Below are 12,838 nucleotides of genomic sequence, written 5' to 3'. Positions count from 1 at the left end.
AAAAACCCATGCTGGGGCACTGGCATGCAATTTGCTCCCTTGTGAGGCAGGTTGCCTTGGCAGAGTATTCGCGCCGGCATCACAAACATTTAAGGGCATCCACTACCAGCCCTAAGCCACCCGGAGGACACTATGTCGAAGTCGGTTCAACTCATCAAAGATCATGACGTCAAGTGGATTGATCTGCGGTTCACGGACACCAAAGGCACTCAGCACCACGTGACCATGCCGGCTCGCGACGCGCTGGATGAAGACTTCTTCGAAGTCGGCAAGATGTTCGACGGTTCTTCCATCTCTGGCTGGAAAGGCATCGAAGCCTCCGACATGATCCTGATGCCGGACGATTCCACCGCCGTTCTCGACCCGTTCACCGAAGAGCCGACCCTGATCCTGGTCTGCGACATCATCGAACCTTCGAGCATGCAAGGCTACGATCGCGACCCACGTGCGATCGCCAAGCGCGCCGAAGAGCACCTGAAAGCCACCGGTATCGGTGACACCGTATTCGCCGGCCCGGAGCCAGAGTTCTTCATCTTCGACCAGGTCAAGTTCAAGTCCGACATTTCCGGTTCCATGTTCAAGATCTACTCCGAACAAGGTTCCTGGATGTCCGACCAGGACATCGAAGGCGGCAACAAGGGCCACCGTCCAGGCGTCAAAGGCGGCTACTTCCCGGTTCCACCGTTCGACCACGACCACGAAATCCGTACCTCCATGTGCAACGCACTGGAAGAAATGGGCCTGACCGTCGAAGTTCACCACCACGAAGTGGCAACTGCCGGCCAGAACGAAATCGGCGTCAAGTTCAACACCCTGGTGAAGAAAGCCGACGAAACCCAAACCCTGAAGTACGTCGTGCACAACGTTGCCGATGCCTACGGCCGTACCGCTACCTTCATGCCTAAGCCTCTGTACGGCGACAACGGCTCGGGTATGCACGTACACATGTCCATCTGGAAAGATGGCAAGAACACCTTCGCAGGCGAAGGCTATGCCGGCCTGTCCGATACCGCCCTGTACTTCATCGGCGGCATCATCAAGCACGGTAAGGCCCTGAACGGCTTCACCAACCCGGCCACCAACTCCTACAAGCGTCTGGTGCCAGGTTTCGAAGCTCCAGTAATGCTGGCCTACTCGGCTCGCAACCGTTCCGCTTCGATCCGTATTCCTTACGTGTCGAGCCCGAAAGCCCGCCGTATCGAAGCGCGCTTCCCGGATCCGGCTGCCAACCCGTACCTGGCTTTCGCCGCACTGCTGATGGCTGGCCTGGACGGCATCCAGAACAAGATCCACCCTGGCGATGCAGCTGACAAAAACCTTTACGACCTGCCGCCTGAAGAGGCGAAAGAGATCCCACAAGTTTGCGGCAGCCTGAAAGAAGCCCTGGAAGAGCTGGACAAAGGTCGTGCGTTCCTGACCAAAGGCGGCGTTTTCAGCGACGACTTCATCGACGCTTACATCGCCCTGAAAAGCGAAGAAGAAATCAAGGTTCGTACCTTCGTACACCCACTGGAATACGAGCTGTACTACAGCTGCTAATCCGGTAGCGCTCGCGCAAGCGGCGTGACAAAAAGAGGCCTTCTTCGGAAGGCCTTTTTTGTGGGCAGTTTCCGACAACTGTTTTCTCATTCTCCTCGGACATTCACAGCATCGTCCGGCATCAATCCATTCGAGTTGCTCGTAGCCTGTATCGACTTGCTGAACTCAATGGATGGAAGAATGAAGACCTGCCTGTTCACACCCCTGATCGCCACGTTGACCATAGCGTTGCAGGGCTGCAGCCCCGCATCAACTCCGGCCGGTGTCGAACGTAAAATCCTGCTGCAAACCAGCACCTCCTGGGACAACACGCCTTACATTCGCTACCCCGATTCCGCGCCTGAACTGTCATTGCTCAAACTCAAGATACCGGCCAACACCGCACTCGACTGGCATACCCATCCGATACCCAACGCGGCTTACATTCTCGCAGGCGAATTGACGATCGAGAGCAAGGACAATGGCCAGATCCAGCACTTCAAACAGGGCGACGCGCTGGCTGAAATGGTCAACATCACGCATCGTGGAATAACCGGTGACAAGCCGGTAGAACTTATTGTGTTCTATGCTGGCAGCCAAGGTATTCCATTGTCGGAGTAATCCTCGCTGTCCACCGGGAGTCTGAATGCGGCCGTTTTTCATGCTTTTGCTGCTGTCGTTGGTTTTTCCTGTGATGGCTCAGATTTACAGATACGTCGATGCCGATGGCAACACCGGATACAGCAACCAACCACCTGATGGCGTTGAAGCTCATCCGATCGAGCTGCCACAACTCAACCGTGCCGAAAGCCAGCTGTCGGGAGAACCACAACCGTCTGCCAGAGCCAGCAGCCCCGAACAACCTCGCACCACTTATGAAGTACTGAAAATCACCGGCCTTCCCACCACCGAAGCCCTGCGCGCCAACGACGGCACCTTCACCGTCAACGTGCTGATCAAGCCCCGTCTGCAGGGAGCGCATCGGCTCAGACTCTGGCTGGACGATCAACCGTACGGCCAATCAGGCAACGTACCGGTCCTGCAGCTGGTGAACATTGATCGCGGCCAGCATCGTCTCGCCGTACAAGTGATCGACGGCGATGAGGTCGTGCAGCAAAGCCCGACCGTGACATTCACTGTGCAACGGGTGCACAAGCGTTGAAGGCCTGATGCTGATCGCTTGCCGGTTCACGCCCCCGTTATCGAGTCTTCAGCGGACTAGACGTCACCAAGAAGCGCGCCCCCTAAGCTTTTTTAACCTTGTTCAGGTTTGCGCACTATATTGGTGCGAATGGTTGCACTTACGTTGAAATCCAACCCATTTTGGTTCGAAAGTACCCGCGAAAGCTGGCAGAACGCCACGCAATCGAGCGTCAAACGCCTGTTTCAGGGGTTCGGCGCTTCTTTTCGGAGCCTTGGTTTGGTTTTTGCAGTTTCCTCGCATCGGCTTTTTATTCATGCGCCAAAAGAGGTCCTGAATGACCATCAGTGACGCACTACACCGCTTGCTACTCGACAATCTGACCACCGCGACCATCCTGCTCGATGCCGAACTGCGCCTCGAGTACATGAACCCGGCCGCGGAAATGCTCCTGGCCATCAGCGGCCAGCGCAGCCATGGGCAGTTCATCAGCGAGCTGTTCACCGAGTCCACCGAGGCCCTGAACTCCTTGCGCCAGGCGGTGCAGCAGGCGCATCCGTTCACCAAGCGCGAAGCGATGCTCACCGCCCTCACCGGCCAGACCTTGACGGTCGATTACGCGGTCACGCCGATCCTGAGCAATGGCGATACCTTGCTGCTGCTCGAAGTCCATCCCCGTGATCGCTTGCTGCGGATCACCAAGGAAGAAGCGCAGCTGTCGAAACAGGAAACCAGCAAAATGCTGGTGCGTGGCCTCGCCCACGAAATCAAGAATCCGCTGGGCGGGATTCGCGGTGCCGCTCAATTGCTGGCTCGCGAACTGCCGGAAGAAAGCCTGCGCGACTACACCAACGTGATCATTGAAGAAGCCGACCGCCTGCGTAACCTCGTGGACCGCATGCTCGGCTCCAACAAGCTGCCATCGCTGGCCATGTGCAACGTCCATGAAGTGCTGGAACGTGTCTGCCATCTGGTCGAGGCCGAAAGCCAGGGCTGCATCACTTTGGTGCGCGACTACGACCCAAGCATTCCAGACGTCCTGATCGACCGCGAACAAATGATTCAGGCCGTTCTGAACATCGTGCGTAACGCGATGCAAGCCATCAGCAGCCAGAACGAGCTGCGCCTGGGCCGCATCACCCTGCGCACCCGCGCCATGCGCCAATTCACCATCGGCCATGTGCGCCATCGCCTGGTGACCAAGATCGAAATCATCGACAACGGTCCGGGCATTCCTGCGGAACTACAGGAAACCATTTTCTTTCCCATGGTCAGCGGCCGTCCGGACGGTACCGGGCTGGGCCTCGCCATTACCCAGAACATCATCAGCCAGCACCAGGGCCTGATCGAGTGTGACAGCCACCCAGGCCACACCACTTTCTCGATCTTTCTGCCACTGGAACAAGGAGCCACATCGACATGAGCCGTAGTGAAACCGTGTGGATCGTCGATGACGACCGTTCTATCCGTTGGGTCCTGGAAAAAGCCTTGCAGCAAGAAGGCATGACCACGCAAAGCTTCGACAGCGCCGATGGCGTGATGAGCCGCCTGGCTCGCCAGCAGCCGGATGTGATCATCTCCGACATCCGCATGCCGGGCGCCAGTGGCCTGGACCTTCTGGCACGGATTCGCGAACAGCACCCACGGCTGCCAGTGATCATCATGACGGCGCATTCCGATCTGGACAGCGCTGTCGCGTCTTATCAGGGCGGTGCATTCGAATACCTGCCCAAGCCGTTCGATGTCGACGAGGCGGTGTCCCTGGTCAAGCGCGCCAACCAGCACGCCCAGGAACAGCAAGGTTTCGAAGTCGCCCCGACCCTGACCCGCACCCCGGAAATCATTGGCGAAGCGCCGGCGATGCAGGAAGTGTTTCGCGCCATCGGGCGCTTGAGCCACTCCAACATCACCGTGCTGATCAATGGCGAATCGGGTACCGGTAAAGAACTGGTGGCCCACGCCCTGCATCGGCACAGCCCGCGCGCGGCGTCGCCGTTCATTGCGCTGAACATGGCGGCGATTCCCAAAGACCTGATGGAATCCGAGCTGTTCGGCCACGAGAAAGGCGCCTTCACCGGCGCGGCCAACCTGCGGCGCGGACGCTTCGAGCAAGCGGACGGCGGCACGCTGTTCCTCGACGAGATCGGCGATATGCCGGCGGACACCCAGACCCGTCTCCTGCGGGTACTGGCCGATGGCGAGTTCTATCGCGTCGGTGGCCACGTGCCGGTGAAGGTCGATGTGCGAATCATCGCCGCAACACACCAGAATCTGGAAACCCTGGTGCACGCCGGGAAATTCCGTGAGGACTTGTTCCACCGCCTCAATGTGATCCGCATTCACATTCCACGCCTGTCGGATCGTCGCGAAGACATCCCGACCCTGGCCAAGCACTTCCTCAGCCGTGCCGCGCAGGAGCTGGCCGTCGAGCCGAAGCTGCTGAAAAACGAAACCGAGGAATACCTGAAAAACCTGCCATGGCCGGGCAACGTGCGTCAGCTGGAGAACACTTGCCGCTGGATCACCGTCATGGCTTCTGGCCGCGAAGTGCACATCGGTGACTTGCCGCCGGAACTGCTGAGCCTGCCTCAGGATTCGGCGCCGGTGACCAATTGGGAGCAGGCGTTGCGCCAATGGGCTGATCAGGCGCTGGCACGTGGCCAGTCGAGCCTGCTTGACAGCGCGGTGCCGGCGTTCGAACGGATCATGATCGAGACCGCCCTCAAGCACACCGCCGGCCGTCGTCGCGATGCCGCTGTGCTGTTGGGCTGGGGTCGCAATACCCTGACTCGCAAGATCAAGGAGCTGGGGATGAAGGTCGATGGTGGGGATGATGATGAGGGGGATGAGGGCTAAACAGCCTTTAGCTCTTCGCTGATCGTCAGATCCAATCGCGGGCAAGCCCGCTCCCACAGGGTTTGCGCAGATCCTGTCGGAGTGGGCTTGCCCGCGATGCTTTTAGGACGAGAGTGCACCGCCGCAATGCACCGTGACCCGCAATCGCGCACGGCAACTGATCTGAAATCCCGCCTGTTTTCGCAATCGAACCCCTATCGAAAAAACACGAAAGCCCCGAAATACGGGGCTTTCGGCGCTATCTGACGGATATCTGTTTCATTTTGTTAAAAGCTGGCACGCCCCCTGCAATAGTCCATTCAGTGATTCAGTTCACTACCCAGTTTCGGGGACCTTGGTACAGGCAGGCCGGGGATTCCCCTCTTTACACCGGGCTCACACCGCACTAGCGACGAGCCGCCGTTTTGGGGTCCTTGGTACAGGCAGGCCGGGGATTCCCTCTTTACACCGGGTTCACGTCGCAATGCGCGAACCCTCCCGTTTCGGGAACCTTGGTACAGGCAGGCCGGGGATTCCCTCTTTTATTGCTCTCGGAGATGGATCTCCAGCCGCCAGCGGTCATCAACCTCGCTACCGGCCCAGTCACCCTGAAGGGGCCGGGCCGCCACTAGCGTCAGCAATAACCCCCCATCACTCAAACGCGTTCGCCAGTTCACGTCCTTGCCGTTGAGCTTGAGCTGACCCTTTTGCACCTTGCCTTCGGCTTCGAACAACAACGCGATACTGCCATCGACGATCTCGCCATGGGTCTTGGGTTCGTTGTTGAACCAGACCACCAGCCCGTTATCCACCACTTCGATCTGCTGCAATTCGCTGGGGTCAGGCGTGGTCAGGCGACCGATCATCATCCCGACCATCACCCCGACAATTGCCAGAGAAGCCATCACACGCGGGAATAGTTTCGAACGAGGGTCGGGTTGCGGCGTAGAATGCCGCTCATCTTTACCTTCGGAGCCGTGCATGTTTCACGTCATCCTCTTCCAACCGGAAATTCCGCCGAATACCGGCAACGTTATCAGGCTATGCGCCAACAGCGGCTGCCACCTGCATTTGATCGAACCGCTGGGCTTTGAGATGGACGACAAGCGCCTACGCCGGGCCGGCCTCGACTATCACGAGTATGCCACCCTGCAACGCCACCCGGACCTGGCCAGTTGCCTGGAAAGCCTCGGCCATCCACGGGTGTTCGCGTTCACCACCAAAGGTTCGCGACCGTTCCACGATGCCAGTTTCGTCGAGGGCGATGCGTTCCTGTTCGGTCCGGAAAGCCGCGGTTTGCCCGCCGAAGTACTGGAGGCCCTGCCCGCCGAACAACGCCTGCGCCTGCCGATGCGCGAAGGCTGTCGTAGCCTGAACCTGTCCAACACCGTGGCCGTGGCCGTGTACGAAGCGTGGCGCCAGAACGGCTTCAAGTAACCTGAGCATCGTTTTCGCCTGACAGAAACAATCGCGGGCAAGCCCGCTCCCACAGGATTGTGCAAAACCTGTGGGAGCGGGCTTGCCCGCGATTTTCAGCAAGGCAACTTATTGAACGGTTGGAGTCTCGCCAGCCGCCTGCATGCGATGCAGTTCTTGTGCGTACAGCGCGTCGAAGTTCACCGGGGCCAGCATCAGCGCCGGGAACGATCCACGGGTCACCAGGCTGTCCAGGGTTTCGCGAGCGTACGGGAACAGGATGTTCGGGCAGAATGCGCCGAGGGTGTGGCTCATCGAGGCGTCGTCCAGGTTCTTGATCAGGAAGATCCCAGCCTGTTGCACTTCAGCGATGAACGCCACTTCGTCACCGTTCTTCACGGTGACCGACAGGGTCAGCACGACTTCATGGAAATCGTTTTCCAGAGCCTTTTGACGGGTGTTCAGATCCAGACCGACGCTCGGCTCCCACTGCTGGCGGAAGATTGCCGGGCTTTTCGGGGCTTCGAAGGACAGGTCACGCACATAAATGCGCTGCAAGGAGAATTGCGGTGCAGTTTCTTCTTCGTTCGCAGCAGTGTTCTGTTGGTCAGTCATCGCAGATCCTTCTTGATCCATGGGTCTTTTAGGTTTGCTTGTTTTGAATACGGCAGTCAGGCCTTGAGCATCGCATCGAGCTTGCCGGCGCGCTCCAGGGCGAACAAATCATCACAACCGCCAACGTGGGTGCTGCCGATCCAGATCTGCGGCACGGACGTACGTCCGGCTTTCTGAGCCATTGCGGCACGCACCTGCGGCTTGCCATCGACCTTGATCTCTTCGAAGGCTACGCCTTTGTTCTCGAGCAGGTACTTGGCTCGCGAGCAATAAGGGCAGTAATCGCTGGAATAGACGACGACGTTGCTCATATCACTTCACCAGCGGCAGATTGTCAGCTTTCCAGCTGGAAACGCCACCGGACAATTTGGCAGCGGTGAAGCCGGATTTCATCAGCTCGCGAGCGTGAGTGCCGGCGGTCTGGCCCAGGGCATCGACCAGAATGATGGTCTTGGCCTTGTGTTTTTCCAGCTCGCCGATGCGGGCGGCCAGTTTGTCCTGGGGAATGTTCACCGCGCCAACAATGTGACCCGCAGCGAAATCCTTGCTCGGACGGATGTCGACCACCACGCCAGCGTCTTTGTTGACCAGTGCGGTCAGTTCGCCGGTGCTCAGGCTACGGCCGCCGCCTTGCATTTGATAGGCCAACAGCAGGGCCGCCAGTACGACGAAAATACCGACGAGAATGTAGTGGTTAGTGGCAAATTCAATCAGGTGAGCAACCATCGAAGGAGGTTCCAGGGCGTTAAAATGTCGGCCAGTATACACAGCCACCAAGGTGGGCCAAACCCCGTCCGGCGGTGACGCCGCAGGAACTTCGCTTTAAACTGCCACTCCCTTTTCCAACACCCCTTTTTATCTCAGCCACGAGTGGATTCCATGACTACCACGCCTAAACCTTTGGTCCTGATGATTCTCGACGGCTTCGGTCACAGTGAAAGCCAGGAAGGCAATGCCATCTATGCCGCCAGGAAGCCCGTACTCGACCGCCTGTGGGCCACCGTGCCGAACGGCCTGATCTCGGGTAGCGGCATGGACGTCGGCCTGCCGGATGGTCAGATGGGCAACTCCGAAGTTGGCCACATGAACCTCGGCGCCGGCCGCGTGGTGTATCAGGACTTCACTCGCGTGACCAAATCGATCCGCGACGGTGAGTTCTTCGAGAACCCGACCATCTGTGCCGCAGTGGACAAAGCCGTTGCCGCCGGTAAAGCCGTGCATTTCATGGGCCTGCTGTCCGATGGCGGCGTGCACAGCCACCAGGATCACCTGGTTGCCATGGCTGAGCTGGCCGCCAAGCGCGGTGCGGAAAAAATCTATCTGCACGCTTTCCTCGACGGCCGCGATACCCCACCGAAAAGCGCGCAATCGTCTATCGAACTGCTGGACGCGACTTTCCAGGCATTGGGCAAGGGCCGCATCGCCAGCCTCATCGGTCGTTATTTCGCCATGGACCGTGACAATCGCTGGGACCGCGTATCCCAGGCCTACAACCTGATTGTCGACGGCCAGGGCGAATTCAACTCCGCTACTGCCCAGGAAGGCCTGCAGGCCGCCTACGAGCGGGGCGAGAGCGACGAATTCGTCAAAGCCACCTCCATCGGTGAGCCGGTCAAAGTCGAAGACGGCGACGCCGTGGTGTTCATGAACTTCCGCGCCGACCGCGCCCGCGAGCTGACCCGGGTATTCGTTGAAGACGATTTCAAGGAGTTCGAGCGCGCGCGCCAGCCAAAACTGGCCGGCTTCGTGATGCTGACCCAATACGCCGCCAGCATTCCTGCACCAGCCGCCTTCGCCGCCGGCAGCCTGGAAAACGTGCTGGGCGACTACCTGGCGAAAAACGGCAAGACTCAGCTGCGCATCGCTGAAACCGAGAAGTACGCCCACGTGACTTTCTTCTTCTCCGGCGGTCGCGAAGAACCGTTTCCGGGCGAAGAACGCATCCTGATCCCGTCGCCAAAAGTCGCCACCTACGACTTGCAACCCGAGATGAGCGCGCCGGAAGTGACGGATCGCATCGTCGATGCCATCGAACACCAGCGTTATGACGTGATCGTCGTCAATTACGCCAACGGCGACATGGTTGGCCACAGTGGCGTGTTCGAAGCCGCGGTAAAAGCCGTTGAATGCCTGGACCAGTGCGTCGGCCGCATCGTCGAAGCCCTGGAAAAAGTCGGTGGCGAAGCGCTGATCACCGCCGACCACGGCAATGTAGAACAAATGTCCGATGAATCCACCGGTCAGGCGCACACCGCGCACACCACCGAGCCGGTACCGTTCATTTATGTCGGCAAGCGCGACCTGAAGGTCCGCGAAGGCGGTGTGCTGGCGGATGTGGCGCCGACCATGCTGAAACTGCTGGGCCTGGAAAAACCGGCGGAAATGACCGGGACTTCGATTTTGGTGTAACGCGGGCTCTCAAACACAACCTAAACCTTGTGGGAGCTGGCTTGCCGGCGATAGCAATCTGACATCCAGCATCTATGTTGAATGCCAGGCCGCCATCGCTGGCAAGCCAGCTCCCACAGTGGTTTGTGGTGGTTTTGAAGACTAATACCCCCCACATCTCTCTCCAGTTATCACACAGCCCCAATTGGGCGTTTTTTTTGCAGCGTGGGGCGGGCATACTAGGCTGTCCCTTTCCCTGGTGTCGCCCGCCTCTATGCTTCGCGTCCTGATAGCCCTCGCTCTGACTTGCCTGCTCCAACCGGCCTTTGCTGACGAGCGCGCGCAAACCCAACAGCAGCTGGACGCCACGCGCCAGGACATTGCCGAGCTGAAAAAAATGCTGGGCAAGCTGCAGGAAGAAAAATCCGGTGTGCAGAAAGACCTCAAGGGCACCGAGACCGAAATGGGCAAGCTCGAGAAGCAGGTTGAAACCCTGCAAAAAGAGCTGAAGAAGAGCGAATCCGAGCTGCAGCGGCTCGATGCAGAGAAAAAAAAACTCCAGAGCGCGCGCACTGAACAGCAACGACTGATCGCCATCCAGGCCCGCGCGGCCTACCAGAATGGCCGTCAGGAATACCTCAAGCTGCTGCTCAACCAGCAGAACCCCGAGAAATTCGCCCGTACCCTCACCTATTACGACTACCTGAGCCAGGCCCGCCTGGAACAGCTGAAGAACTTCAATGAAACCCTGCGCCAGCTGGCCAATGTCGAAAAAGACATTGCCGCCCAGCAAGCGCAATTGCTGGTGCAACAAAGCAGCCTGGAAACCCAGCGCGGCGAACTCGAGAAGGTTCGCCAGGAGCGCCAGCAAGTCCTGGCCAAGCTCAATGACGACGTCAAGGCGCGCGACCAGAAACTGGCCGCCCGCGAGCAGGATCAGGCAGACCTGTCTAAAGTCCTTAAAACCATCGAGGAAACCCTGGCTCGCCAGGCTCGTGAGGCTGAAGAAGCGCGGCAAAAAGCGCTGATAGCCCAGCAGGAAGCCGAAAAAAAGCGTTTACGTGAGGCCCAGGCGCAGGCAGAAGCCACCGACGACGCCCCACGCAAACCCGTTAAATCGACACCCGGCGCTCTGGTTTCAAGCTCAGGCGAGACCTTTGGCGGCCCATTTGCGTCAACCCGAGGCAAACTTCCATGGCCTGTCGACGGTCGACTGTTGGCACGCTTCGGTGAAAGCCGTGGCGACGATGCCCGGACCAAGTGGGACGGCGTGATGATCGGCGCCGCAGCCGGCAGTGCGGTGCATGCAGTGCATGGCGGCCGTGTGGTGTTCGCTGACTGGCTGCGCGGTGCCGGGCTGCTGGTGATTCTCGACCACGGCAACGGTTTTTTGAGTCTTTACGGTCACAACCAGACGCTGCTCAAGTCTGCGGGTGACGTGGTAAAAGCCGGTGAGTCCATCTCCACTGTCGGTAACAGTGGCGGGCAGGACACACCAGCGCTGTATTTTGCTATTCGTCAGCAGGGTCACCCGAGTGATCCGGCGCAATGGTGCCGCGCGCAAGGATAGGCGTTGAGTCACCTACATTAGGAGTTCGTTCGACATGCTGCATTTGTCCCGCCTTACCTCGCTGGCCCTGACGATCGCCCTGGTGATCGGCGCGCCATTGGCGTTCGCCGCTCAACCGGCCCCGGCCGTCGCGCCCGCTGGCACTGCCGCGACCACCAAGGCACCGTTGCCCCTGGAAGAGTTGCGCACCTTTGCCGAGGTCATGGATCGGATCAAAGCCGCTTATGTCGAGCCGGTAGACGACAAGACCCTGTTGGAAAACGCCATCAAGGGCATGCTCAGCAATCTTGACCCGCACTCCGCCTATCTGGGCCCGGAAGACTTCGCTGAACTGCAGGAAAGCACCAGCGGCGAATTCGGTGGCCTGGGCATCGAAGTCGGCGCCGAAGACGGTTTCATCAAGGTGGTATCGCCTATTGATGACACCCCGGCATCCAAGGCTGGCATTCAGGCGGGCGACTTCATCGTCAAGATCAACGGCCAACCGACTCGCGGCCAGAGCATGACCGAAGCCGTGGACAAGATGCGCGGCAAGATCGGCCAGAAAATCACCCTGACCCTGGTCCGTGATGGCGGTACGCCGTTCGACGTGACCCTGGCCCGCGCCATCATTCAAGTGAAAAGCGTGAAGAGCCAGTTGCTGGAGTCCGGCTACGGCTACATCCGCATCACCCAATTCCAGGTCAAGACCGGCGAAGAGGTCTCCAAGGCCCTGGCCAAGCTGCGCAAAGACAACGGCAAGAAGCTCAACGGCATCATTCTCGACCTGCGCAACAACCCTGGCGGCGTGCTGCAAGCGGCGGTGGAAGTGGTCGACCACTTCATCACCAAAGGCCTGATCGTCTACACCAAGGGCCGTATCGCCAACTCCGAACTGCGCTTCTCGGCCACCGGCAAAGACGAAAGCGAAGCCGTGCCAATGGTCGTGCTGATCAACGGCGGCAGCGCCTCGGCTTCGGAAATCGTCGCCGGCGCCCTGCAGGATCAAAAACGCGCCGTACTGATGGGCACCACCAGTTTCGGCAAAGGCTCGGTACAGACCGTATTGCCGCTGAATAACGACCGCGCATTGAAGATCACCACGGCGCTGTATTACACGCCGAACGGCCGCTCGATCCAGGCTCAAGGCATCGTGCCGGACATCGAAGTGCGCAAGGCCAAGATCACCAACGAGCAGGACAGCGACTACTTCAAGGAAGCCGATCTGCAAGGCCACCTGGGCAATGGCAACGGCGGTGCCGACAAACCGACCGGTTCCAGCGGCAAGGCCAAGCCGATGCCGCAGGACGACGACTACCAACTGGCCCAGGCCCTGAGCCTGCTCAAAGGGCTGAGCATTACGTCCGGCCGTTGAG

At 59.1% G+C, this 12,838-nt stretch carries 13 protein-coding genes; 9 read left to right on the top strand and 4 right to left on the bottom strand.

From position 1 onward, the window contains the following. The first annotated feature begins 132 nt into the window (after nt 1-132). The 5 genes from glnA to ntrC all read left to right on the top strand — a co-directional run bounded on the left by glnA (nt 133) and on the right by ntrC (nt 5,515). A complete protein-coding gene (gene glnA / locus F7R06_RS11065; RefSeq protein ID WP_056852215.1) occupies nt 133-1,539 on the top strand; it encodes a type I glutamate--ammonia ligase in 1,407 nt (468 codons plus the stop codon). Between the two features lie 180 nt (nt 1,540-1,719). Beyond that, nucleotides 1,720-2,139 carry a cupin domain-containing protein gene (locus F7R06_RS11060; protein WP_090328070.1) on the top strand — a complete coding sequence of 140 codons (420 nt, stop codon included), beginning with the start codon at nt 1,720-1,722 and terminating at the stop codon, nt 2,137-2,139. A 25-nt stretch (nt 2,140-2,164) separates the two neighbouring features. After that, nucleotides 2,165-2,680 carry a DUF4124 domain-containing protein gene (locus F7R06_RS11055; protein WP_090328067.1) on the top strand — a complete coding sequence of 172 codons (516 nt, stop codon included), beginning with the start codon at nt 2,165-2,167 and terminating at the stop codon, nt 2,678-2,680. 316 nt (nt 2,681-2,996) lie between these two features. Beyond that, nucleotides 2,997-4,082: a nitrogen regulation protein NR(II) gene (glnL, locus tag F7R06_RS11050; protein ID WP_090328065.1), complete on the top strand. Its 1,086-nt coding sequence runs from the start codon at nt 2,997-2,999 to the stop codon at nt 4,080-4,082. Next, nucleotides 4,079-5,515 (top strand): nitrogen regulation protein NR(I), encoded by a 1,437-nt coding sequence (gene ntrC / locus F7R06_RS11045; RefSeq protein WP_090328062.1) that lies wholly within the window; start codon nt 4,079-4,081, stop codon nt 5,513-5,515. Before glnL ends, ntrC begins: the two co-directional genes overlap by 4 nt. Before the next feature lie 521 nt (nt 5,516-6,036). On the opposite strand, the gene F7R06_RS11040 is transcribed toward ntrC, so the two are convergent. Further along, on the bottom strand, nt 6,037-6,477 hold the full coding sequence (locus F7R06_RS11040; protein ID WP_090328058.1) for a hypothetical protein: 441 nt from the start codon (nt 6,475-6,477) through the stop codon (nt 6,037-6,039). Here F7R06_RS11040 and F7R06_RS11035 point away from each other — a divergent pair. Next, on the top strand, nt 6,476-6,931 hold the full coding sequence (locus F7R06_RS11035; protein WP_090328056.1) for a tRNA (cytidine(34)-2'-O)-methyltransferase: 456 nt from the start codon (nt 6,476-6,478) through the stop codon (nt 6,929-6,931). The two genes, F7R06_RS11040 and F7R06_RS11035, sit on opposite strands and share 2 nt — an antisense overlap. Before the next feature lie 108 nt (nt 6,932-7,039). Here F7R06_RS11035 and secB read toward each other — a convergent pair whose 3' ends face one another. Genes secB through F7R06_RS11020 form a run of 3 tightly spaced genes read right to left on the bottom strand, consistent with a single transcriptional unit; the run spans nt 7,040 to nt 8,251 of the window. Continuing rightward, the gene (gene secB, locus F7R06_RS11030) at nt 7,040-7,525 is read right to left on the bottom strand and encodes a protein-export chaperone SecB (RefSeq protein ID WP_090328053.1); all 486 of its coding nucleotides are present in this window, start codon (nt 7,523-7,525) and stop codon (nt 7,040-7,042) included. Between the two features lie 56 nt (nt 7,526-7,581). Further along, complete coding sequence (gene grxC, locus F7R06_RS11025; RefSeq protein WP_008149430.1) at nt 7,582-7,836, bottom strand: glutaredoxin 3; 255 nt, start codon at nt 7,834-7,836, stop codon at nt 7,582-7,584. Nucleotide 7,837: 1 nt separating this feature from the next. After that, nucleotides 7,838-8,251 (bottom strand): rhodanese-like domain-containing protein, encoded by a 414-nt coding sequence (locus F7R06_RS11020; RefSeq protein WP_090328051.1) that lies wholly within the window; start codon nt 8,249-8,251, stop codon nt 7,838-7,840. 153 nt (nt 8,252-8,404) lie between these two features. Here F7R06_RS11020 and gpmI point away from each other — a divergent pair, with 153 nt between their 5' ends. From gpmI to F7R06_RS11005, 3 genes are all read left to right on the top strand, one after another. Then, nucleotides 8,405-9,934 (top strand): 2,3-bisphosphoglycerate-independent phosphoglycerate mutase, encoded by a 1,530-nt coding sequence (gpmI, locus tag F7R06_RS11015; RefSeq protein ID WP_090328048.1) that lies wholly within the window; start codon nt 8,405-8,407, stop codon nt 9,932-9,934. A 253-nt stretch (nt 9,935-10,187) separates the two neighbouring features. After that, entirely contained in the window at nt 10,188-11,483 is a 1,296-nt protein-coding gene (locus F7R06_RS11010; protein ID WP_090328046.1) for a murein hydrolase activator EnvC family protein, read from the top strand. Nucleotides 11,484-11,517: 34 nt separating this feature from the next. Beyond that, complete coding sequence (locus tag F7R06_RS11005) at nt 11,518-12,837, top strand: S41 family peptidase (protein ID WP_090328043.1); 1,320 nt, start codon at nt 11,518-11,520, stop codon at nt 12,835-12,837. Nucleotide 12,838: the final 1 nt, after the last annotated feature.

Source organism: Pseudomonas moorei (assembly GCF_008801475.1).
GTDB lineage: Bacteria > Pseudomonadota > Gammaproteobacteria > Pseudomonadales > Pseudomonadaceae > Aquipseudomonas > Aquipseudomonas moorei.
Note: the sequence above shows the minus strand (reverse complement) of the source record. Positions and strands in the feature narration are given on the sequence as shown.